22 protein-coding genes and 1 pseudogene are annotated in these 22,175 nt (G+C 61.6%); 12 read left to right on the forward strand and 11 right to left on the reverse strand.

Features of this window, described 5'->3' with window-relative positions:
• Nucleotides 1–27: 27 nt before the first annotated feature.
• Complete coding sequence (locus EJ079_RS28015; protein ID WP_127810738.1) at nucleotides 28–1,380, forward strand: formimidoylglutamate deiminase; 1,353 nt, start codon at nucleotides 28–30, stop codon at nucleotides 1,378–1,380.
• Between the two features lie 2 nt (nucleotides 1,381–1,382).
• Nucleotides 1,383–2,114 (forward strand): histidine utilization repressor, encoded by a 732-nt coding sequence (gene hutC, locus EJ079_RS28020; RefSeq protein WP_164874001.1) that lies wholly within the window; start codon nucleotides 1,383–1,385, stop codon nucleotides 2,112–2,114.
• Between the two features lie 142 nt (nucleotides 2,115–2,256).
• Here the strand turns inward: hutC and EJ079_RS28025 are convergent, their stop codons facing one another.
• The gene (locus EJ079_RS28025) at nucleotides 2,257–2,601 is read right to left on the reverse strand and encodes a RidA family protein (protein WP_127271894.1); all 345 of its coding nucleotides are present in this window, start codon (nucleotides 2,599–2,601) and stop codon (nucleotides 2,257–2,259) included.
• A 225-nt stretch (nucleotides 2,602–2,826) separates the two neighbouring features.
• Here EJ079_RS28025 and aztA point away from each other — a divergent pair, with 225 nt between their 5' ends.
• The 4 genes from aztA to EJ079_RS28045 all read left to right on the forward strand — a co-directional run bounded on the left by aztA (nucleotide 2,827) and on the right by EJ079_RS28045 (nucleotide 5,968).
• Nucleotides 2,827–3,636 carry a zinc ABC transporter ATP-binding protein AztA gene (gene aztA, locus EJ079_RS28030; RefSeq protein WP_127322948.1) on the forward strand — a complete coding sequence of 270 codons (810 nt, stop codon included), beginning with the start codon at nucleotides 2,827–2,829 and terminating at the stop codon, nucleotides 3,634–3,636.
• On the forward strand, nucleotides 3,636–4,511 hold the full coding sequence (aztB, locus tag EJ079_RS28035; RefSeq protein WP_031212890.1) for a zinc ABC transporter permease AztB: 876 nt from the start codon (nucleotides 3,636–3,638) through the stop codon (nucleotides 4,509–4,511). Before aztA ends, aztB begins: the two co-directional genes overlap by 1 nt.
• Before the next feature lie 27 nt (nucleotides 4,512–4,538).
• Nucleotides 4,539–5,480 (forward strand): zinc ABC transporter substrate-binding protein AztC, encoded by a 942-nt coding sequence (gene aztC, locus EJ079_RS28040; RefSeq protein ID WP_127396745.1) that lies wholly within the window; start codon nucleotides 4,539–4,541, stop codon nucleotides 5,478–5,480.
• A gap of 149 nt (nucleotides 5,481–5,629) precedes the next feature.
• A complete protein-coding gene (locus tag EJ079_RS28045; RefSeq protein WP_127810740.1) occupies nucleotides 5,630–5,968 on the forward strand; it encodes a TIGR01244 family sulfur transferase in 339 nt (112 codons plus the stop codon).
• 379 nt (nucleotides 5,969–6,347) lie between these two features.
• Here EJ079_RS28045 and EJ079_RS28050 read toward each other — a convergent pair whose 3' ends face one another.
• Nucleotides 6,348–6,815: an Lrp/AsnC family transcriptional regulator gene (locus tag EJ079_RS28050; RefSeq protein WP_127270128.1), complete on the reverse strand. Its 468-nt coding sequence runs from the start codon at nucleotides 6,813–6,815 to the stop codon at nucleotides 6,348–6,350.
• A 138-nt stretch (nucleotides 6,816–6,953) separates the two neighbouring features.
• Between EJ079_RS28050 and hppD the strand changes: the two genes are divergently transcribed.
• Nucleotides 6,954–8,069, forward strand: a complete 1,116-nt coding sequence (hppD, locus tag EJ079_RS28055) for a 4-hydroxyphenylpyruvate dioxygenase (protein WP_127810741.1) — start codon at nucleotides 6,954–6,956, stop codon at nucleotides 8,067–8,069.
• A 57-nt stretch (nucleotides 8,070–8,126) separates the two neighbouring features.
• Nucleotides 8,127–8,315 (forward strand): type II toxin-antitoxin system prevent-host-death family antitoxin, encoded by a 189-nt coding sequence (locus tag EJ079_RS28060; RefSeq protein WP_127270132.1) that lies wholly within the window; start codon nucleotides 8,127–8,129, stop codon nucleotides 8,313–8,315.
• Here the strand turns inward: EJ079_RS28060 and EJ079_RS28065 are convergent.
• The 5 genes from EJ079_RS28065 to hmgA are packed head-to-tail and all read right to left on the reverse strand — an operon-like array spanning nucleotide 8,312 to nucleotide 12,367.
• Nucleotides 8,312–8,848 carry a DinB family protein gene (locus tag EJ079_RS28065; protein WP_127381852.1) on the reverse strand — a complete coding sequence of 179 codons (537 nt, stop codon included), beginning with the start codon at nucleotides 8,846–8,848 and terminating at the stop codon, nucleotides 8,312–8,314. The two genes, EJ079_RS28060 and EJ079_RS28065, sit on opposite strands and share 4 nt — an antisense overlap.
• Nucleotides 8,849–8,852: 4 nt before the next feature.
• Nucleotides 8,853–9,140: a hypothetical protein gene (locus tag EJ079_RS28070; protein WP_127810742.1), complete on the reverse strand. Its 288-nt coding sequence runs from the start codon at nucleotides 9,138–9,140 to the stop codon at nucleotides 8,853–8,855.
• 4 nt (nucleotides 9,141–9,144) lie between these two features.
• Nucleotides 9,145–10,158 (reverse strand): fumarylacetoacetate hydrolase family protein, encoded by a 1,014-nt coding sequence (locus EJ079_RS28075; RefSeq protein ID WP_127810743.1) that lies wholly within the window; start codon nucleotides 10,156–10,158, stop codon nucleotides 9,145–9,147.
• Nucleotides 10,155–11,042, reverse strand: coding sequence for an MBL fold metallo-hydrolase (locus EJ079_RS28080; RefSeq protein ID WP_164874002.1), 888 nt, complete (start codon nucleotides 11,040–11,042; stop codon nucleotides 10,155–10,157). Before EJ079_RS28080 ends, EJ079_RS28075 begins: the two co-directional genes overlap by 4 nt.
• 11 nt (nucleotides 11,043–11,053) lie before the next feature.
• Complete coding sequence (gene hmgA, locus EJ079_RS28085) at nucleotides 11,054–12,367, reverse strand: homogentisate 1,2-dioxygenase (protein WP_127810745.1); 1,314 nt, start codon at nucleotides 12,365–12,367, stop codon at nucleotides 11,054–11,056.
• An 88-nt stretch (nucleotides 12,368–12,455) separates the two neighbouring features.
• Between hmgA and EJ079_RS28090 the strand changes: the two genes are divergently transcribed.
• Nucleotides 12,456–12,929, forward strand: a complete 474-nt coding sequence (locus EJ079_RS28090) for a MarR family transcriptional regulator (protein ID WP_127810746.1) — start codon at nucleotides 12,456–12,458, stop codon at nucleotides 12,927–12,929.
• A 154-nt stretch (nucleotides 12,930–13,083) separates the two neighbouring features.
• A complete protein-coding gene (locus EJ079_RS28095; protein ID WP_127810747.1) occupies nucleotides 13,084–13,590 on the forward strand; it encodes a DUF2380 domain-containing protein in 507 nt (168 codons plus the stop codon).
• A gap of 7 nt (nucleotides 13,591–13,597) precedes the next feature.
• Here the strand turns inward: EJ079_RS28095 and EJ079_RS28100 are convergent.
• Nucleotides 13,598–14,561, reverse strand: a pseudogene (locus EJ079_RS28100) (zinc-binding dehydrogenase).
• A gap of 52 nt (nucleotides 14,562–14,613) precedes the next feature.
• Nucleotides 14,614–15,801 (reverse strand): glycine C-acetyltransferase, encoded by a 1,188-nt coding sequence (locus EJ079_RS28105; RefSeq protein ID WP_127810748.1) that lies wholly within the window; start codon nucleotides 15,799–15,801, stop codon nucleotides 14,614–14,616.
• Nucleotides 15,802–16,133: 332 nt separating this feature from the next.
• Here EJ079_RS28105 and EJ079_RS28110 point away from each other — a divergent pair, with 332 nt between their 5' ends.
• Nucleotides 16,134–18,200, forward strand: a complete 2,067-nt coding sequence (locus EJ079_RS28110) for an EAL domain-containing protein (RefSeq protein WP_127810749.1) — start codon at nucleotides 16,134–16,136, stop codon at nucleotides 18,198–18,200.
• A 133-nt stretch (nucleotides 18,201–18,333) separates the two neighbouring features.
• Nucleotides 18,334–19,074 carry a polysaccharide deacetylase family protein gene (locus tag EJ079_RS28115; RefSeq protein ID WP_127399265.1) on the forward strand — a complete coding sequence of 247 codons (741 nt, stop codon included), beginning with the start codon at nucleotides 18,334–18,336 and terminating at the stop codon, nucleotides 19,072–19,074.
• Between the two features lie 55 nt (nucleotides 19,075–19,129).
• Here EJ079_RS28115 and EJ079_RS28120 read toward each other — a convergent pair whose 3' ends face one another.
• A complete protein-coding gene (locus EJ079_RS28120; protein ID WP_127270107.1) occupies nucleotides 19,130–19,867 on the reverse strand; it encodes a hypothetical protein in 738 nt (245 codons plus the stop codon).
• Between the two features lie 212 nt (nucleotides 19,868–20,079).
• Nucleotides 20,080–22,125, reverse strand: coding sequence for an NADH:flavin oxidoreductase (locus tag EJ079_RS28125; protein ID WP_127810750.1), 2,046 nt, complete (start codon nucleotides 22,123–22,125; stop codon nucleotides 20,080–20,082).
• Nucleotides 22,126–22,175 lie beyond the last annotated feature (50 nt).

Genomic DNA, 22,175 nt, shown 5'->3' on the forward strand with positions numbered 1-22,175 from the left:
ATGAGAGACAGAGAACCGGAGAGAAAAGTGGCAGCGATCTTTGCGGAACAGGCGCTCCTTCCCGATGGCTGGCGCGATAATGTGCGGCTCACCCTGGCCGAGGGACGCATTACAGCCGTTCAGCCTGGCGCCGCAGCAGCAGCCGGCGACGAACGCCACGCGATCCTGTTGCCCGGCATGCCCAATTTGCACAGCCACGCCTTCCAGCGCGGCATGGCCGGCCTTGCCGAACTTCGCGGCCCCTCCGCCGACAGTTTCTGGAGCTGGCGCGAGGTGATGTACCGTTTCGCCCTGTCGATGACACCCGATCAGGTCGAGGCGGTTGCCGCACAACTCTATGTCGAGATGCTGGAGGCCGGTTTTTCCCGCGTCGGCGAATTTCACTATCTACATCACGACCGGGATGGAAAATCCTACGCCAATCTTGCCGAGATGGCCGAGCGCATCGCGGCGGCGGCCGGCGAAACAGGTATCGGCCTGACGCTGCTGCCAGTGTTCTATGCGCACTCGTCTTTCGGCGGCGCCGCGCCAAACCAAGGCCAGCGGCGATTCATCAACGATGTGAATCGGTTCTCGCGGCTTGTTGAGAAATGCCGCGAATCGGTTCGCGCGTTGAATCAGGCTGTCGTCGGCGTCGCTCCGCACAGCCTTCGCGCCGCGACGCCGGAAGAACTGATTGAGGTGACTGCCCTAGCGCCGGATGGGCCTATCCACATCCACATTGCAGAGCAGGTGAAAGAGGTCGAGGATTGCCTTGCCTGGTCGGGCGCGCGGCCGGTCGAATTTCTGCTTGGCCATGCCAAGGTGGACAAGCGCTGGTGCCTAATCCACGCCACGCACATGACCGATGCTGAAACCGTTGCCATGGCCAGGAGCGGCGCCATCGCCGGTCTCTGCCCGATCACCGAAGCCAATCTCGGTGACGGCACTTTTGCCGCGCCACTGTTCAGAGACCATGGCGGCCGCTTTGGCGTCGGCTCCGATTCCAACGTGCTCATCGGCCTGCCCGACGAATTGCGCCAGCTCGAATATTCACAGCGCCTCGCCCACCGCGCCCGCAATGTGCTGGCGGTCGCGGGCGGCTCGACCGGCCGGGCGCTGTTCGATGCCGCGCTGGACGGGGGCAGCGTCGCCCTTGGCGCCGGCATCTCGCAGATCGCCGCCGGCGCATCCGCCGATCTCGTCTCGCTCGATCCCAAAAATCTCTCGCTGGCCGGCAAGAGCGGCGACGCGATCCTGGACGCCTGGATCTTCGCCAATGGCGGCAAGGTCGACTGCGTCTGGGTGCATGGGCTCAAGCAGGTCAGCGGCGGCAGGCATGTGGAGCGAGAGGCTATCGCCGAGCGGTTTCGCAGCGTGATGACGGCGCTTTCGGCATGAGCATGGCCGGCACAGTGGTAGCGGAAGGTGGCGGCTCGCTGCACCAGCGCATCCTGACCGACATTAGCGAGAAGATCACGTCCGGTGCCTGGGCGCCCGGCCATCGCATCCCGTTCGAGCACGAACTGAGCGTGCAATACAATTGCTCGCGCATGACGGTGAACAAGGCGCTGTCACAGCTTGCCAAGGCCGGGCTGATCGAACGACGCCGCCGCTCAGGCAGCTTTGTGCGCCGGCCGCAGTCGCAAGCGGCGGTGCTGGAAATCCACGATATCCGCATCGAGGTCGAAGCGCTCGGCTTGCCTTACCGCTACGAGCGCGTCGCTCGGCACAAAAGGCGCAGCAGCGCCGAGGATCGCGCCCTGCTGGAATTGGGCTTGGCCGGACCGGTTGTGGCGCTGGAATGCGGGCATTTCGCCGGCGAGCGGCCGTTCGCGCATGAACAGCGGCTGATCAACCTCACCGCCGTACCCGAGGCAGCAGACGTGGAATTCGTGGCCATCGCACCAGGACCATGGCTGATCGGCCGCGTGCCGTGGAGCGAAGCCGAGCACCGGATTCGCGCTGTCGCCGCCGACAGACATATAGCGGCCGCACTCGACATCGAAGCCGGCGCGCCGTGCCTGGTGGTCGAGCGACGGACATGGAGCGCCGAACATCCGGTCACCCATGTGCGCTTTACCTACGCGGCCGAGAGCCACACGCTGGTGGCAAGGTTCAGGCCGCAGGGGTAGTCTTTCTTCACCCTCCCCCTTGTGGGGAGGGTCGGCGAGCCGGCATTGCGAAGCAATGGTGGCGAAACGGGGTGGGGGTGCGGCGCCGACCCCCACCCCGCTGCTTTGCAGCGACCCTCCCCACAAGGGGGAGGGTAAAAACTCAAATCGCGGCGGTAATAATAATCTCGACCAGATAGTCCGGGGTGGCGAGCTTTGCTTCGCCGGTGGCACGGGCTGGCGTGTTGCCCTGCGGCACCCACTTGTCCCATTCCGCGTTCATCTCGGCAAAGGTGCTCATGTCGGCCAGCCAGATGATCGCCTGCAGGATCTTGGTCTTGTCGGAGCCAGCCTTGGCCAGCAATTCGTCGACAGCCGCCAGGATGTCCCTGGTCTGCGAAGCGACGTTGCCGGTTGGCTGGCCGACCTGACCAGCCAGATAGACGGTATTGCCATGGATGACGATCTGGCTCATGCGCGGGCCGACATCGATGCGACGAATGCTCATTGGATGGTTCCTTCCTGTGACGGTTGCGCTTCTTTAGAGTCGCGGCCGGCTTGGGGCAAGGTCGCCAGGTCAAATCCCCTTGGGCCAACGGCATATGGCATGCACACACGGCAAGTTGCCCCGCGGCCGCAATTCCGCCGGATTGGCTTGTTGACTAATGTAATAACATCACATATCCAATCGGCCGCTGCCAGCAGCCGGATTTCGCCGCCTACGGATCGCAGAATGACAAATACCTGCCTGACATTCCGCGACCTGACGCTTGGCTACGGCAGCCATCCGGCGATCCATCATCTCGACGGCACCATCCGCAAGGGCTCGCTGACCGCTGTGGTCGGCGCCAATGGCTCCGGCAAATCGACGCTGATGAAAGGCATTGTCGGCGTCCTGAAGCCAATGGCCGGCGAGGTTATCCGCGCGCCCGGTGTACGTGCCGCCTATCTGCCGCAGCAATCGGAGCTCGACCGCTCCTTTCCGGCACGGGTGGTCGATCTGGTTTCGCTCGGCCTGTGGCCACGACGCGGCCTGCTTGGCCGCTACACCAAGGAAGATCGCGATGACGTCAGCAAGGCGCTGATGGCGGTCGGCCTCGGCGGCTTTGAAAAGCGCCCGATCGACACGCTGTCGGGCGGTCAGTTGCAGCGCACGCTGTTTGCGCGCGTCCTGCTGCAGGACGCCGACCTCATCCTGCTCGACGAACCCTTCAACGCCGTCGACGCCAAGACGGTCGGCGACCTCATTGCCCTGATCAAGCACTGGCACGGCGAGGAACGCACCATCATGGTTGTCGTCCACGATCTGGACCTGGTGCGGCAGAATTTCCCCGAAACGCTGCTTCTCGCCCGCCAGCCGATCGCCTGGGGCGAAACCAGGGAAACGCTGAAACCTGACAACCTGTTGCGCGCCCGCCGCTTCCACGAAGCCTGGGAAGAAAATGCACCCTGGTGCGAGCCGGGCGAGGACGCTCATGGTGACGATCACCATGGCCACGATCACCATGACCATCGACACGGCGTCGGACCGAGGGCTGCCTGATGGACATGCTTTACGGTCTTGTCATCGCGCCCTTCGCCGATTTCGGCTTCATGCAGCGGGCTTTGATCGGTTCGCTGATGCTGTCGCTCGGCGCCTGCCCTATCGGCGTCTTCCTGATGCTGCGGCGCATGAGCCTGTCGGGCGACGCGATGGCGCATGCAATCCTGCCCGGCGCGGCCGCCGGCTTCCTGTTCTATGGGCTGGAGATCCTGCCGATGACCATCGGCGGCCTGATCGCCGGCGTCATCGTCGCGCTCGGCGCCGGCGCCGTCTCGCGCTTCACCATACAGCGCGAGGACGCCTCGATGGCGGCGTTCTATCTGATTTCGCTCGCCATCGGCGTGCTGATGGTTTCGATCCGCGGTTCCAGCGTCGATCTCATGCATGTGCTGTTCGGCACCGTGCTGGCGCTCAACGATGAGGCCCTGACGCTGATCGGCGGCATCGTCGCGGTGACGCTGGTCAGCCTCGCCATCTTCTGGCGGGCGCTGGTCGCCGAATGCCTCGACCCGCTGTTCCTGCGCTCGGTCAGCCGGCTCGGCAGTCCGGTGCATTTCATCTTCCTCGGCCTTGTCGTGCTAAACCTTGTCGGCGGCTTCCAGGCACTCGGCACGCTTCTGTCGGTTGGGCTGATGATGCTGCCGGCCGCAGCCGCCCGCTTCTGGACAGTTCGCGTCGAGCCGATGTGCGTGCTGGCGGTGCTGATCGGCTTTGCGTCCTGCGTCGCCGGGCTGCTTTTGTCCTATCACGCGTCGCTGCCATCCGGCCCGGCCATCATCCTGTCGGCCGGCGTCGTCTATTTCGCCTCGATCCTGTTTGGCACGCGCGGCATTCTGCGCGCGCGCATCATCCATCACCGTCACAGAACGGCCTGATCCCCGCCCCTAGAAGGAGACCCGTCTATGCTGAAATCGATCCATGCCGCCCTGGCGATGAGCGTTATAACATTAACCGCCTTTGGCGCATCGTCGGCCTTGGCGGCACCGCTGAAAGTGGTCGCCAGCTTCACCGTCATTGCCGATTTCGCCAAAAATGTCGGCGGCGACCGTATCCATGTCACCACCATTGTCGGGCCGGATGGCGACGCCCATGTCTACGAGCCTAGCCCGGCCGATGCGGTGGCCATGGCCAAGGCCGACATCGTTCTGGTCAACGGCCTGCATTTCGAAGGTTTCCTGCAGCGGCTGGTCGATGCCAGCGCCACCAAGGCGTCTATCATCACCTTGACCAAGGGCGTGACGCCGATCGATTTCAAACCTGAATTCGCCGATGCCGACGCGGCCGAAGGTGCCGGCACCGGCGGCGGCAAGACGGTCACCGATCCGCACGCCTTCCAGTCGATCGCCAATGCCAGGATCTACGTGAAGAACATCGCCGAGGCTTTCTGCGCGGCGGATGCGGAAGGCTGCGTCAGCTACCAGACCAATGCCGCCACCTACACGAAGAAGCTCGACGCGGTCGAAGGCGAAGTGAAAGCGGCGATCGCCTCAATCCCGGAGAGCAAACGCGTCGTCATCACCTCGCATGACGCCTTCGGCTATTTCGAACACGCATACGGCCTGACCTTCCTCGCTCCGCAAGGCATCTCGACCGACTCCGAGCCATCCGCCGCAGACGTCGCCAAACTGGTCAATCAAGTGAAGCAGGACAAGGCGGCTGCGATCTTCGTCGAGAACATCACCAACCCGCGCCTGATCGAACAGATCGCCAGCGAAACCGGCATCAAGGTCGGCGGCACGCTCTATTCGGATGCGCTGTCGCAGCCCGACGGCCCGGCCGCGACCTATATCGACATGATGCACAACAACATCCGTCAGATCAAAGGCGCCATTCTCGGCAGCTGAGTTTGAAGGATTGTCCAGCCGGGCCGCTCGGCCCGGTTGGATTTTCCGGCAAGCAATGTCTATTTGGCAGAGAATTCCCTCGGTACGGATTGCCGCCCATGTCGGGGAGTGGCAAGACTGCCACCTGACCAGTTTGCGAGGATGCTGCCATGGAATACCGCGAAATCAGCGAGGACTATTCGGTTTCGGGCCAGATCCAGCCTGAGGACGTCGCCGCCATCAAGGAAGCCGGCTTCAAAAGCGTGATCTGCAACCGGCCCGATGACGAACAGCCCGGCCAGCCTTCTGCCGACACCGTCAAGGCAGCGGTCGAAGCCGCAGGGCTCGCTTTCCGCTACATTCCGGTGATCAGCGGCCAGATCACCACCGAGAATGTCGAGGATCAGGCCGAAGCGCTCGAAGAACTCGATGGCCCGGTCTTCGCCTATTGCCGCTCCGGCGCCCGCTGCACCAATCTCTATGGGCTGATCCAGCAGTCGAAGGGTTGAAGAGCCACGCAGTTCCAATACGGCTGGCCGATTCAGCTCCTTGCCCCTCTATCTTTGATGTACTCGAGGTAGAGCAACGCCAGACCTATACTAATGAAGGTTCCCCTTACACCATCGTTGCCGTCTGCTACCAAGTATGCAAAGAAGCTTCCTATCATAAGATACACCAACGACGACAGCAAATTTCTGAAGGAAATTCTCTCGCCAACTGGCTTTATGTATCCTATTACTACAACAATCGGAGGCACAAGATAGATGGATTTTGGCACAAGGTAAACGGCAATGAGCGTTGTCGCCAATAAAACGGCAGATATCGATAGAGACAACAGCATATAGTATCGCGTTGACTTTCTTTCCATGTCGCTTCCTGTATCTATAATCAAATCGGTAGCGCGCCGGTTTCCTTCAGCGTTTCCAGCACGATCGCCGTTTTCACGTGCTGCACGGATTCATGCGGCAGGAGCACGCCGTTGACGAATTCCGACAGCGACTTCAAATCGGGCGTCACCACTTTCAGGATGTAATCCATCTCGCCGGTCAGCGCGTGCGCCTCCTGCACTTCGGGCAGCCGCGCCACCAGTTCGCCGAAGCGCCGCGCATTGTCGCGGTTGTGGGTGGCGAGCGTGACCGAAATGACATTGACCAGGGAAAAACCGAGCTTGTCGCGGTCGAGAACGGCGCGATAGCCCTTGATGAAGCCGTCCTCCTCCAGCCGCTGGCGGCGGCGCGAGCATTGCGACGCCGACAGGTTCACCCGCTCCGAAAGATCGTTGTTGGTCAGCCGCGCATCACCCTGCAACAGCGCCATTATCTTGCGGTCAAACTGGTCAATGCGCGCCTCATCCATGGTTTTTCCTCACATCATGCACGCTTCACGCATGACATCATCATTTCAAGCGTTTGAATGCAAGCACCGTGCGCCTCCTCCGCGTTATGATCGTGTCAAATGGCCTTTTCAGGCCAGGCCAGCTTTCGGAGGAATATCATGGGTCCCTTCCCGCACGACGCCCCGCCCGCCACGATCAGCAAGGACAACCCCGCCGGCACGGACGGTTTCGAGTTTGTCGAATTCGCGCACCCGGAACCGGAAAAATTGGCTCAACTGTTCACCCGTGTGGGCTATGTCGCGGTGGCCAAGCACCGCACGAAAGACGTCACCATCTGGCGGCAGGGCGACATCAACTATGTCGTCAATGCCGAGCCCGGCTCGCATGCGATGAAGTTCGTCGACAAGCACGGCCCCTGTGCTGCGTCTATGGCCTGGCGGGTGGTCGATGCCAAGCACGCCTTCGACCATGCCGTTGCCAAGGGCGCCACGCCTTACGAAGGCGCCGACAAGGCGCTCGACGTGCCGGCAATCGTCGGCATTGGCGGCTCGCTGCTCTATTTCATCGAGACCTATGGCAAGAAGGGTTCGGCCTATGATGCCGAGTTCGAGTGGCTGGGCGCTCGCGACCCACGGCCGCAAGGCGTCGGCTTCTATTATCTCGATCACCTGACCCACAATGTCTATCGCGGCCAGATGGACAAATGGTGGGATTTCTACCGCAATCTGTTCGGCTTCAAGCAGATCCATTTCTTCGACATCGACGGCAAGATCACCGGCCTGGTGAGCCGCGCCATCACCTCGCCCTGCGGCAAGATCCGCATTCCGCTCAACGAGTCCAAGGACGAGACCAGCCAGATCGCCGAATATCTGAAGAAGTACAATGGCGAGGGCATCCAGCACATCGCTGTCGGCACCGACGAGATCTATGCCGCCACCGACAGGCTGGCCGAGAACGGGCTGAAATTCATGCCCGGTCCGCCGGAGACCTACTACGATATGTCGTACGACCGCGTGAACGGCCATGACGAACCGATCGAGCGGATGAAGAAGCACGGCATCCTGATCGATGGAGAAGGCGTCGTCGATGGCGGCACGACCAAGATCCTGCTGCAGATCTTTTCGAAAACCGTGATCGGGCCGATCTTTTTCGAGTTCATCCAGAGGAAGGGCGACGAAGGTTTTGGCGAAGGCAATTTCCGCGCGCTGTTCGAATCGATCGAGCAGGACCAGATCAAGCGCGGCGTGATCAAGGTGGACGGCAAAGCGGCGTAAGGTTACTCTCGCTGCGGCCCGGCTTTGGCTTAAGGTTGGGCCTAGCGAGGTCGAGCCGTGCACGTCTCTATTACGGAAGCGAGAGCCAAACTGTCGGAACTCGTCAGGCGTGCAAATGCCGGCGAGGAGATCGTAATCACCCGGCGCGGCAGGGTCGTAGCGCGTCTCTTGCCGCCCCCCGGCAAGGAAAGACCAATCGGCGCCACCGCTGCTCTGAAAGGGCCGAGCGGCTTGACGATTAATTAGAGCCCCAACCGCTCGACCTCTCTCTCCCTCAGCTTCGCATCATAATAGAGCAGAAACTCATCCAGTTGCGGCGGCTTGACCGACGTCCCCGAAAGCATGGCGTGCACCTGGCCGCGATGATGGATGTCGTGCAGGAAGACATGGGCGAGGATGTCGCCGATGCGCTCGGGGATCATGCCGTCCTCGCGCCGGTCGGTGATAACCTGCCGATCGAGGTCGTCGGCCGACAGTCTATCGCAAAAGGCGATCAGCCGCCGGTCGGCTGCGACCTGCACCGCAAACAACGCCCCCGGCTCGTCGAGGGGCACGAAGTCGTCATGGGCGGCAGCACCGAGACCACCCTCTTCGAGAAAATCGAGGTAGAGAAGATCGACCGCAAGGATGTGGTTGAGCGTCGCCTTGATCGATGGAAAGAAGCTGGTGCGTTCGGCCTCGAACTCGCCTGGCTGGAGCGACAGCACCGCGCGGTAGAGCCGGTCGTTCGACCACAGATTGTTGCCGGCCATACGGCGCAGATGGTCGAGCAGGTTCACGAGATCATCCCCCTGCCCGCATCAGATGCAAGCCTGCCCCCATGATCTCGAATCCGGCAAGAACGATCAGCAGAAGCCGGTTCATGCGCCGCCGCATGGCTTGCGTTTCCTCGTCGCGCGCGACGTTCATGTTGGTGATGGTGTGGAACATCATCGCCTTGCGCGGAAAGCCGCTGCGGTTGGTCAGGCCGGGCGATCGCGCCTCAATGCGGTAGCTCAGCCGGATCGCCTGGATGAAGACCGCCAGTATGGCGAGTGCCCAGACACCGGCCAGAAGATAGTCCCCCGTCATGCCCTTACCTCTCGTATTTCTCGACCTTCTGCTCAATGGCGCCGAAGATCGAATGCCCGGCTTTGTCCTTCATCTCGATGCGCACCGTGTCGCCGAAGCGCAGGAACGGCGTTTTGGGTTCGCCTGACACAATGGTCTCGATCATGCGCAGTTCGGCGATGCAGGAATAGCCAGCGCCACCGGCCGAAACAGGCTTGCCCGGCCCGCCGTCGAGCTTGTTGGAGACGGTCCCCGAGCCGATGATCGTGCCGGCCGCCAATGGCCGTGTCCTTGCTGCGTGAACGATCAGCGCCGGAAAATCGAAGGTCATGTCGATACCGGCATTGGCCCGGCCGAACGGCTTGCCGTTGAGATCGGCGAGCAGCGGCAGGCTGACCTTGCCGCCGTCCCAGGCATCACCCAGTTCGTCCGGCGTCACCGCGACAGGCGAAAACGCCGAGGACGGTTTTGACTGGAAAAAACCGAAACCTTTGGCCAGTTCCGGTCCGGTGAGCGCGCGCAGCGTGACGTCATTGACCAGCATGACCAGCCGGATCGCCGCGCGCGCCTCATCGACACTGGCGCCCATCGGCACGTCGTCGACAATGACGGCGACTTCGCCTTCCATGTCGATGCCGAAGGCTTCGTCAGCCATGCGGATCGGATCGCGTGGCGGAATGAAAGAATCTGAGCCGCCCTGGTAGATCAGCGGGTCGGTCCAGAAGCTCGCCGGCATCTCGGCGCCGCGCGCTTTGCGCACCAGTTCGACATGATTCACATAAGCCGAGCCGTCGGCCCATTGATAGGCGCGCGGCAGCGGCGAGTGGGCGTCATGCTCGTGGAAGCGCTCCGCCGGCATCGCATTGTTCTCAAGCGATTCCGCTATTGTCGCGAGATGCGGGGCGACGCGGCGCCAGTCGTCGAGCGCCGCCTGCAGCGTGCGCACCAGGAACGAGGCGTCGGTGAAGCGTGTCAGGTCGCGCGAGACGACGACGAGTTTTCCATTGCGCGTCCCGTCCTTCAATGTGGCAAGCTTCATGCGGTTTCCTCTCCTGCTGCAGCTTTGGCGCTGCTTAAGCCCACAACAAGACCGTCGCGGGCGATCGTCAAGTCGCCGGCCCATGTTTTCCTGACAGCGGCAGTCCAATCGGCCTCCCCGATCCCGGGATCGTCGGCCGGAATGAGGTGATTGAGCACCAGTCTCTTGACGCTGGCATCGCTGGCGATGCTGCCGGCCTCTTCGGCAAAGCTGTGGCTGGCGAGCAGGTGGTCTTTCAGCCGCGCACCATTGCCGGTCCTGGCCACTAGCCGCTCGATGCCTTCCTCCAGCATGGCTTCGTGGACGAGGATATCGGCGCTTTGGGCAAAATCCGCCAGCGGCGGAAAGAAGGCCGTGTCAGCGGAGAACACCACGCTTTTTCCGCCATGCTCGAAGCGCAGGGCAAAACAGTCGGTCACCGGCGGATGCTCGACGCGCAGCGCCGAAACCGTCAAGCCGCCCTGTTCGACCACCTGGCCTTCGCCGAATTCGCTGATCGAAACCAGGTCGCGAATATCCGGTCGGCCTTCATCGACGATGCGGATTTCGATATCGAACTCCATCGCCTGGCAAAAGCGCCGCCAGTAGTGGCCAGTGCCGGGCGGACCGAAGACGCCGACGGGCGTGGCCAGACCCGCCGTCCAGGCGGTGTGGATCAACGGCCCCAGTTCCAGGACATGGTCGGAGTGCAGATGCGTGATGAAGATCAGGTCGAGCGCCTTCAGGCTGATGCCCGCGTCGACCAGACCGCGCGTCACGCCAAGCCCGCAGTCGACGACGATGCTGCGGCCTCCGATCTGCAGCAGCGACGAACTCGGCCACGGACCACCCGGCCGCAATGCCGGGCCACCCTTCGAGCCCAAAAGCACCAGCCGATCCGGCATTGGCTCGGTGCTCAAGACCAGTCGCCCTCGGGCGTGCCATTGAAACGCTTCTTCAGATCCGCCCAGCAGTCGATATAATTGTCCTGCCGGGTTTCGAGTTCGGCGCCGTAGCGGGTCAGCATTTGCGGAAATCGGGTCTCGAACATGAACGCCATGGTGTTGTCGAGCTTGACCGGTTTCAGGTCCGCGCGCGAGGCCTTTTCGAAGCCAGGCGCATCCGGTCCATGGGCCAGCATCAGATTGTGCAGACTGATGCCGCCGGGCACAAAGCCCTCTTCCTTGGCATCGTACTGGCCATGGATCAGGCCCATGAACTCGCTCATGATGTTGCGGTGGTACCAGGGTGGCCGGAACGTGTCTTCGGCCACCAGCCAGCGTGGCGGGAAGATGACGAAGTCGATATTGGCCGTGCCCTCCTCGCCGCTGGGTGCCGTCAGCACAGTGAAGATGGACGGGTCGGGATGGTCGAACAGCAGCGCGCCGACAGGCGAAAAGGTAGCCAGATCATATTTGTAGGGGGCGTAATTGCCGTGCCAGGCAACGACGTCCAGCGGCGAATGGCCGATCTCGGTGACATGGAAATTGCCGCACCATTTCACCGTCAGCCGGCACGGCGTTTCCTTCTCCTCGAACCAGGCGCAAGGCGTCTTGAAATCGCGCGGATTGGCCAGGCAGTTGGCGCCGATCGGGCCGCGGTCGGGCAGCGTCAACTTGGCGCCGTAGTTCTCGCAGACGTAGCCGCGCACTTCCTTGTCGACCAGCTCGACCTTGAAGACCAGACCGCGTGGCAGCACCGCGATCTCGCCGGGCCGCAGCTCAATGACGCCCATCTCGGTGACGAAGCGCAATGCGCCGACCTGCGGTACGACCAGCAATTCACCGTCGGCGTTGAAGAAATGGTCGTCGACCATCGAGGTGTTGGCGACATAGACATGTGCCGCCATGCCCGTCTGCCCGAGCACGTCGCCAGCGGTGGTGATGCTGCGCATGCCGGCGATGAAATCGGTCGGCTCCTTCGGCATCGGCACCGGATTCCAGCGGTATTGGCCAAGCGCCAACTCATGGTCGCCGACATTGGGCGCACTCTTCCATAAGGGATAGCTCGCAGGCTTGAAGCGGCCAGTGTGCTTGACGCTCGGTCGGATGCGGTACAGCCAGGAGCGCTCATTGGTGCCGCGCGGCGCGGTGAAGGGAGAGCCGGAAAGCTGTTCGGCGTAAAGACCGTAGGCCGGCCGCTGCGGCGAATTCCGTCCCTGCGGCAGCGAGCCGGGCAGCGTCTCGGTTTCGAAGTCGTTGCCGAAGCCCGGCATATAGGAAAAGGCCATTGCTTCCTCCCCGGAATGGATCTCAATTGACCAAACTGGTTTCATTTGTAACCATTGAAAATGTAACCATCAATGGCGGCTTTGAAAAATGGCGATCAAGAGCGAAGCGTCCGACGCGCCTGAAATTCTCAATCTGGAAAATTTCCTGCCTTACCGGCTCTACCGGCTTGCCGACGCCGTCAGCCGCGAATTTTCGCGGATTTACAAGGATAGCCACGGCCTGACGCGGCCGGAATGGCGCACCCTTTCGGGGCTGGGGCAGCATGGAACGATGACGGCGTCTGCAATCGGTGAGCAATCGGCCATGCACAAGACAAAGGTTTCGCGCGCTGTCGCCGAGCTCGAACGGCGTCGCTGGCTGACGCGAAAACCGGACGAAAAAGACGGCCGTATCGAACATCTGACGCTGACCGGAACGGGACTTGCCGCCTATCGCGAGATGGTGCCGCTGGCCAAGGCGTTCGAAGGGGATTTGCTGGCAAGGCTCAGCGCTGAAGAGCGCAAGGCGATCACCAGCGGACTGGCTGCATTGGAGACCAGCCTGGTCCCGAGCAAGGGTTAGTCCAAGATCAAGCCAATCACCCTGAACGACAGAGTTCGAGCGAGACTGCGTGGGAGCTCCCACCACAGCCAAAGCATAGCATTGCCTTCGATTTGTTCGTGATTTGCGTTGTCAGGCCGCGTATAATGCCCATTACACCGACGGGAGGACTACGATGAGCATTCGCACATTAAGTGTCCTGGTGACGCTGCTTTTAGGCACCTGCACATTTGCGCAGGCCGAGCAGACAAAGCCGATGTCGATCGAAGTGTTCCCTTTCGAATTGGAGGATAAGAGCGCCGGGGCGGGAATAATTCCCCCGGATGAATATGACAGGCGCTATCTGTCCGAATCGGCACAAATTGCAAGGGACATGCTCTCCCAGTCTGGGCGCTTTACAGTAATTGATGTGCCGGCGCGGGATACACAGGCTGCTGCGCCGCACGGATTGCGCAACTGCGCTGGTTGTGAAGGACCGATTGCCAAGGAGCACGGCGCGTCGCTTGCCTTGCTTGGCGTCGTAACGCGCGTCAACCGAACAGAACATACTATGTTCATTCGCATCCTTGACGCCGAAACCGGGAGACATGTTTCGGAGGGGTTTACCGATCTTCGCATGGGTGCGAACCACGCGTGGCCCCGCTCCGTGAAATGGTTGATGAAAAACAGAATCCTGCGCTAGGCGGCATCTACCAGTCCATCACCACCTTGCCGGAACTGCCGCTGCGCATCGCATCGAAGCCGGCTTGGAAATCGTCGATGCCGATGCGGTGGGTGATCAGGCCGGAGACATCCAGCGGGCCCTGCACAAGCGCGATCATCTTGTACCAGGTTTCGAACATCTCGCGNAAATCGTCGATGCCGATGCGGTGGGTGATCAGGCCGGAGACATCCAGCGGGCCCTGCACAAGCGCGATCATCTTGTACCAGGTTTCGAACATCTCGCGGCCGTAGATGCCCTTGAGATGCAGCATCTTGAAGATGACCTTGTTCCAGTCGATCTCGAAGCCGGTCGGCGCGATGCCCAGAATGGCGATCTTGCCGCCATTGTTCATGGTGTCGATCATGTCGCGGAAAGCGGGGGCGGCGCCCGACATTTCGAGGCCGACGTCGAACCCCTCGGTCATGCCGAGCACCGGCATGACGTCGCGCAGCTTTTCCTTCGAGGCGTCGACGACATGCTGGACGCCRAGTTTCTTGGCCAGCGCCAGCCGCACCGGGTTGATGTCGGTGATCACCACTTTGCGCGCGCCGACGCATTGCGCGACGAGCGCGCCCATGATGCCGATCGGCCCGGCGCCGGTGACCAGCACATCCTCGCCGACCAGATCAAATGACAATGCGGTGTGAACGGCATTGCCCAGCGGATCGAAGATCGCGGCGATCTCGTCGGGCACATCATCGGGGATCGGCACGACATTRTGCTGCGGRATCGCCAGATACTCGCCGAARGCGCCRGGACGGTTGAGGCACCGGCACCGTCTTCTGCGCCCACTGGTCCCAATTGTAGATGTGCACGTCGGTGCCGCAGATCGCCGTCTTCTTGATCTTGATCAGCACGTCGTTKGGGCCGATCTCCGGCACCGGCACCTCTTCCATCCAGATGCCCGGTTCGGCCTTGGCCTTCACCAGCGCCTTCATCATGTTCGACATGCTTTTGTCCCTTGAATCTCTTGATCCGGAATCGCTTTTCGGTTCCGGCCTTTCAGGAAATGACCCCGAGTTCGCGCCCGACGGCGGCAAACGCTTCGACTGCCCGATCGATATCCGCGCTGGAATGCGCCGCCGACATCTGCGTGCGGATGCGCGCCTGGCCTTTCGGCACCACCGGGAAGGAAAAGCCGATGACGTAAATGCCGCGCTTCAGCATGCGCGCCGCCATCTCCTGCGCCAGGCTGGCATCACCCAGCATCACCGGTATGATCGGATGATCGGCTCCGGCCAGCGTGAAGCCGAGCTTGCCCATCTGCGACCGGAAGCGCGCCGCATTGTCGTAGAGTTTGCTGCGCAGCCCATCGCCGTCCTTGATCAGTTCGAACATCTTGATCGAAGCGCCGGCGATCGCCGGCATGAGCGTGTTGGAGAAGAGATACGGCCGTGAGCGCTGGCGCAGCCAGTCGACCACCTGGCCTTTGCCCGAGGTGTAGCCACCGGAGGCCCCGCCAAGCGCCTTGCCGAGCGTGCCGGTGATGATGTCGACCCTGCCCTCGACGCCGCAATGTTCGGCCGAGCCGCGGCCATTCCGGCCGACGAAGCCGACGGCATGACTGTCGTCGACCATCACCATGGCGTCGTATTTCTCGGCGAGGTCGCAGACACCCCTGAGATTGGCGATGATGCCATCCATCGAAAACACGCCGTCGGTGGCAATCAACCGGAAGCGGCAGTCCCGTGCTTCCTTCAGGCGCGCCTCGAGATCGGCCATGTCGTTGTTGGCGTAGCGGAAACGTTTGGCCTTCGACAGCCGCACGCCATCGATGATCGAGGCATGATTCAAGGCATCCGAGATAATGGCGTCTTCCTCGCCCAGCAGCGTCTCGAACAGGCCGCCATTGGCATCGAAACAGGAGCCGTAGAGGATAGTGTCTTCCATGCCGAGGAAAGAGGAGATCGTGGATTCGAGCTGCTTGTGCTCTTCCTGGGTGCCGCAGATAAAGCGCACCGATGCCATGCCGTAGCCATAGCGGTCGAGCGCCTGCTTGGCAGCATTGCGCAAATCGGCGCTATCGGCGAGGCCGAGATAGTTGTTGGCACAGAAATTCAGCACCTTGTCGCCGCCGACCTCGATCTCGGCCGACTGCGTCGAAGTGATCACCCGCTCCGACTTGTAGAGGCCTGCCGATTTGAGGCCCGCGAGCTCGCTGTCGATGTGGGAAAGGAATGCTGCGGTCATGGTCGGCCTCGTTTGATGTGGGCTGACTGTCGTCTCGTCCGCGTGAAAAATCCATCGCAAAAACGACCGGACCGGTGGCAAGCAGCACGATGCCGCCCCGATGTCGATCATCATGCGGCGGCGGAAACGACGCCGCGACAAAGGGTTCTGGCCGATGACCGCTCAAATGCCGGTACGGCGCTAAACGAGCCGATAACCATTTCGCGATCTTTCGACAGCCGCCCCTCGCCGGGCAGCCGTCGATTTCCGGTCCTGTTAACGTTTGCAGTTCAATGGTGCTCATACAAGAATCTTTACGCAAGAATCCGTAGGCGAGAGGGCCGCCCCCGAAAATGTCGCAGCAGCCGGTGCAAACCGTTTCAGGCAAGCTCATACTGCTGATCAAGGCCGGTTATTGGCTGGCCCTGCTGATCATTGCGGCCATGGTGATCGCCTCCTTCATCCTGCTGCAGCAGATGATGGCCACCCAACAGCACAATCACACCTTGCTCGACATCGTCAGCACACAAAAGACGCTGTCGCAGCGCATCGTCTTCCTTGCCGGTGCAACGGGCGCCGGCTCACGCGACAAGCAACCGGCGCTGGTCAGCGCGCTCAAGCAGGCAACGGCGGAGTTCGAGACCAACTACGACCTGCTGCTCGATCAGACAGGAGCCGATCCGCAATCGCCGGCCAAGCTTGACCCGAAGTCGATCGAAAGCGTCCTTTTCGCCAAGCCCTTCCACCTCGACTATTTCTCGGTCGGGCTGATCGCCAATGGCGAACGCCTGATCTCGGCCTATGAATCGCAATTCAGCGGCAATGGCGGTTACAAGGGCGGCGACGAACGCGTCAATCTCGACGCCTCCGTCGCCAATGCGACCTTGTCGGGCTACGCCGCGCTTGGCCAGCGCATCACTGCCGACGCCGACGACCGCTCCGAGAAGCTGCTCGCACTCCACCGCACTTTGTTCTACGCCACAATCGGCGTCATCATACTGGTGGCGCTCTTCATCTTCAGGCCGATGTCGAACGCCATCCTGCGCAAGACGCATGAACTGATCGACGCGCGCAATTCCATGGCCTTCATCGCGGTGCATGACGGCCTTACCGGCCTGCACAACCGCACGTTCCTGACCGATCATTTCGACACGCTGATCAAGGGCACGCACCGGCGTCGCGAACGCCTTGCCGTCGTCCAGCTCGATCTCGACCGGTTCAAGCAGATCAACGATACGCTCGGCCACGCCGCCGGTGACTATGTGCTGGTCGTGACGGCACAGCGCATGCGCGATTCCTGCCGGGCGTCGGATCTGTGCGTGCGCCTGGGCGGCGACGAGTTCGTCATGATCCTCGGCGGCGCCGGCGGCACCGAAGACATCAATATGCTGGCGCGACGCATCCTGGCACATATCAACGAGCCGATCGTCTTCCAGGGCACGACCATTCTCCCAGGCGCCAGCGCCGGCATCGCTGTCTATCCGATCGACGCCGACAATGCCGGGGATTTGCTGGTCCACGCCGATCTGGCGCTTTACTCCGCCAAGAAGCTTGGCGGCGGCAACTTCTCCTTCTTTTCCGAGGAGCTGCGCCGCGAACTCGACTATCGCAAGCAGCTCGAGCACGACATCAAGGTCGCCATCGCCGAGCGGGCGTTCCAGGTCTATTTCCAGCCGCAGGTCTCACTGACCCACGGCACGATCAGCGGCATCGAGGCGCTGGTGCGCTGGAACCATGCGGAGCGCGGCATGATCCCGCCCGGTGAATTCATTCCGGTCGCCGAGAAATGCGGCTTCATGCCCGAGATCGGCCGCATCGTCATCACCAAGGCGATCAACGAGGCGGCCGAATGGAACCGCGCCGGCATTGCCTTCGGACGGCTTGCCGTCAATGTTTCCGGCACCGAGCTGCGCGAGCACGATTTCGATGCGTTCTTGTTCGAGACGCTGGAAAAGGCCGGGCTGCCGCCGCAGAAACTGTCGCTGGAAATCGTCGAATCCGTCATCCTCGATGACGAAAAGACGGGTATCGCGGCCAAGCTGCGGCACATCCGGGCAGCCGGCGTCCATCTCGAACTCGATGATTTCGGCACCGGCTATGCTTCGCTCAGCCATGTCAACCCGAACGAGATCGATCGGCTGAAGATCGATCGCCGCTTCGTCCAGAACATCCATGAGAATGGCGACAACTCGAAGATCGTCCGCGCCATCACCGAGCTGGCGCGTGGCCTTGGCATCTCGATCGTCGCAGAGGGCGCCGAAACCGAGGCCGAGCTCAATTCGCTGATGGCGATCGGCTGCGACCAGGTGCAGGGCTACTCCATCGCCTTCCCGATGCCGCACGACAAGGCGCTGGAATGGCTGACCGCCCGCATGCCCAAGAAGGCCAAGCTGACGGTGCTGCAAGGAAGCCTGGCATAGGTTTGCCTTTTTGTTTGCACATGTCGTTATCCCAAAACCGCTGCGCACTTTTGGGCGACATGCACCGGCTCGCCTTGACAAGCCGTTGTGGACATGGCGGCCTTGTCGTGATCGCAACCGGATATCGGGGCTGATGACACCGTTTCGGTTTGTGCTGGCGGCGGTTTTGATTTTTGCGGTTCCCGCCCAAGGGGCCGATCGCATCATATATCTTACCTTCGACGATGGGCCGCTGAACGGCACAAGCAACATCCTCGATGTGCTGGAAGCCGAACAGGTTCCTGCAACCCTATTCATGGTCGGCATGCACGCACAGGCTAGCGCCGCCAACAGAGCGCTCGTCCAGCGCGCCAGGCAGCTTCCTCTGGTGACGCTCGGCAACCACAGCTACAGCCATGCCTACAATCACTACCGGCATTTCTACGGCGACACCGAAGGTGTCGTCGCCGACATGGTAAGGGCAAACGCGGTGCTCGGGTTGAAGCCCGTGGTGCATGCAAGGCTACCGGGGCGCGACGTGTTCAGGCTGCCCTCCATGTCGAAGAACGACACCTCGCTTGGGCTCGCCCAGGAGGGGCGTGAAGAGCCCGACTACGAGTTTGTCGCGGCCTCAGGCTTCTATCTCTACGGCTGGGACCATGAATGGGTGCACAAGGACAACGGCGAGCCGGTGCAGAGCGTCGATCATCTGGTCAGCGAGATCGATCACCTGTTCGGCTATGGCCGCTTCGTCAAGCCCGGCAAGCTGATCCTGCTGATGCATGACGAAATGTTCCAGAACGGTTTCGACGGCAAGACGAAGCTGACCAATTTGATCACCGCGCTGAAGCTGCGCCGTTACAGCTTTGGGGCAATCCAGGGCTATGACGACTGAGCCGGCAAGGACGGCCAGTTCTCAGCGGATTGCGCATCGCGGGATCAGCAAGGTGTCAAAGCACCTCGACTGATTCGCCGCGTAACTTGTGGCGACGCAATTTGATGTATGTGCGTAAATTTGGCGTAATCTGAAAGCCAATCAGCTTCGTCTCCTGGAGGGGAGCAGCCCACGCCATCGTCTCGTAGCGGGCACCGTAACCTTCGATGGTGACGGCAAGATTTTCGCGGCCCAGATACCTCGCCAGAGTGGCACAGGCAGCAACCCTCGATCGTATGGACTGACCGTATTTGGGCGCAAACGCCAATCCTCCGTCCGCCAGGTCATCCACCTCATGGGCAAGCACTAGGAACAAGATGTCCTCGTCGCCGGCCGGCACACCGGCATCCACAAGGCGCTCGGGGTCTCCGGTATCGAATTTCAGTCCGACCAGGCGGGCGACAAGACCTTCAACCCGGGGACCGATTGTTTGCTCCAGCCATCTGCGGTGTGCATCGGTGCGCCTGCTGGACTTTCCGTCCGGATAGTGGCCGCTGTCGTAGGCAGCGTGAAACATCGCGGCCAAGACAAGATCGACGCTTTTATCGAAATGCGCGGCCGATGACGCAGCCCCCACCGCATGGCAGATGAACGGCCGTCCTGTCTTGCGGTAGCGGCCGTTGAACATCGCGCAACACACACGATACGCCTTTTGCACCCGGGCGATATCGGCAACCGAATATCCATTCTCGTATAGCTGCATGTAGAGCGCCGTATTGGTCTGGCGCGGAACGAACGGATCTTTCTTGGTCAACTTGTCCCCCCGGACTTTGTTAGGTTTTCGTCAGCTTTTCTCGGCAGAAGACGCACTGCTTCGCGATTTCCCTGCAGACTTGCAGTAGAATGAAACTGATCCCAAGCGTTTGGATCACCCTAGATCGTTACAAGTACGACAGGGAAAGTCCAGTCTAGGGGCTCTTGCAGGAAGCTTCGGCCGCGCGCCACCGATCCTGGCGATAGCTAATTTCAGATCCGCAAGCCGAACCTGATGCCGTCATAGATGGCGGCGTGGATGTTGCGCGAGGCGACCGCGTCGCCAATGCGGAACAGAACAAAGCCGCCTTCTGGATTGCGCTTGGGAAAGATGTCGCCACCACTCACCAGCCGTTCGTAGTCGACCGCGCCGCCATTCTTCGACAGCGGCTTCAGCGCGAGGTAGAGATCGTCGAGCGGCAGCGTACCGTGCTCGACCACCACCTGGTCGACCCTGCGCTCGCCGCGCCAGCCATCGGCGAAATCCGAAGCCAGCTCTGCGATCAGCTGGTTGCCCTCACGCCGCACCGAACGCAGCCGCGTGTTGATGGTGATGGTGACGCCCTTTTCCTGGAAGGCCCTGATATAGGGCACATGGTTCATGCCGCCCATTTCCGGGGCAAAGAAACGCTCCGGCGATACAAGCTCGAGTTTCGAGCCGGCATTGGCGATCAGTTCGGCGGCGCCCATGCCCTGATGGCCGCCATTGTCGTCATAGAGCAGCACATTTTCGGCCGGCTTGACGCTGCCGGCCATGATGTCCCAACTCGAGGTGACAAGGTTGTCGCCTGATGTCAGCGGCGGGTTCTGCGGCAGGCCGCCGGTAGCGACCACCACCACATCGGGCGACAGCGCCAGGACATCGTCTTTTTCCGCCCAGGTGTCGTAGCGGATCTCGACGCCGAGCCGGTCGAGTTCGGCCAGCCGCCAGTCGATGATGCCGATCAGTTCCTTGCGGCGCGGGTTCTGCGTCGCCAATCGCACCTGGCCGCCGGCCTGGCTCGATGCTTCAAGCACCATCACCTTGTGGCCGCGCTCAGCCGCGACCCGCGCAATCTCCAGTCCGCCGGCGCCGGCTCCGACGACCACGATTTTCTGCTTCGGTCCTTCGGTCTTGACGATGATATGCGGGATTTCGGCCTCGCGGCCGGTCGCGGCATTGTGGACGCAAAGCGCTTCACCGCCCTCATAGATGCGGTCGAGGCAATAGGTGGCGCCCACACAGGGGCGGATCTCATGCTCGCGCCCCTCCATCACCTTTTTGATGATGTGCGGATCGGCGATATGGGCGCGGGTCATGCCGACCATGTCGAGCTTGCCGGTGGCGATGGCGTGGCGTGCAGTGGCCACGTCGGATATGCGCGCCGCGTGGAAGGTCGGGAATTTCGTCGCCGCCCTCACCTCTCCGGCGAAATCGAGATGCGGCGAAGAACGCATGCCGGTTACCGGGATGACCTTGGTCAGCGCCGCATCGCTCTCGATCGAGCCACGGATGATGTTGAGGAAATCGACCTTGCCGGAGCCCGCCAGCCGCCTGGCGATTTCGATCCCCTCCGCCTTCGACAGGCCTTTTTCGAAATCTTCGTCGGCGACCATGCGGATGCCGACGACGAATTTGTCGCCGACAGCTGCCCGCACGGCATCGAGCACCATGTTGGTGAAGCGCAGGCGATTGTCCAGCGAGCCGCCGAATTCGTCGTCGCGATGATTGGTGGCTGGCGACCAGAAGCCGTCCATCAGATGGCCGTAGGATTCGAACTCGATGCCGTCGAGGCCGGCGGCCTCGCAGCGCTGGGCGGCCGAAGCATAGTCGGCCACGATGCGCTCGATGTCCCAGTCCTCGATCGTCTTCGGGAATGCGCGATGCGCCGGCTCACGTACCGGCGAGGCCGAGAGCACCGGCAGCCAGTCGGCCTTGTTCCAGCCGGTACGGCGGCCGAGATGGGTGATCTGGATCATCACCTTGCAGTCGTGCTCGTGGCAGGCGTCAGCGAGCTCGGCGAGCCACGGCACGATCCTGTCGTCATAGACATGCAGATTGCCGAAAGCGGCCGGGCTATCGCGAGAGACGATCGCCGAGCCGGCGGTCATGGTCAGCGCCATGCCGCCCTTGGCCTTCTCGGCATGGTAGAGCCGGTATCGCTGTTTCGGCATGCCGTCCTCGGAATAGGCCGGCTCATGGCTGGTCGACATGACCCGGTTCTTCAGCGTCAGGTGTTTGAGTTGGTAGGGCTGGAGAAGCGGATCGTTGCTGGTCATCGTCTTCCTGCGGTTTCAAATTGTGCTAATGAGCGGCAAAATTCGTTTTC

The sequence above is a fragment of the Mesorhizobium sp. M7A.F.Ce.TU.012.03.2.1 genome (assembly GCF_004006095.1).
Classification (GTDB): domain Bacteria; phylum Pseudomonadota; class Alphaproteobacteria; order Rhizobiales; family Rhizobiaceae; genus Mesorhizobium.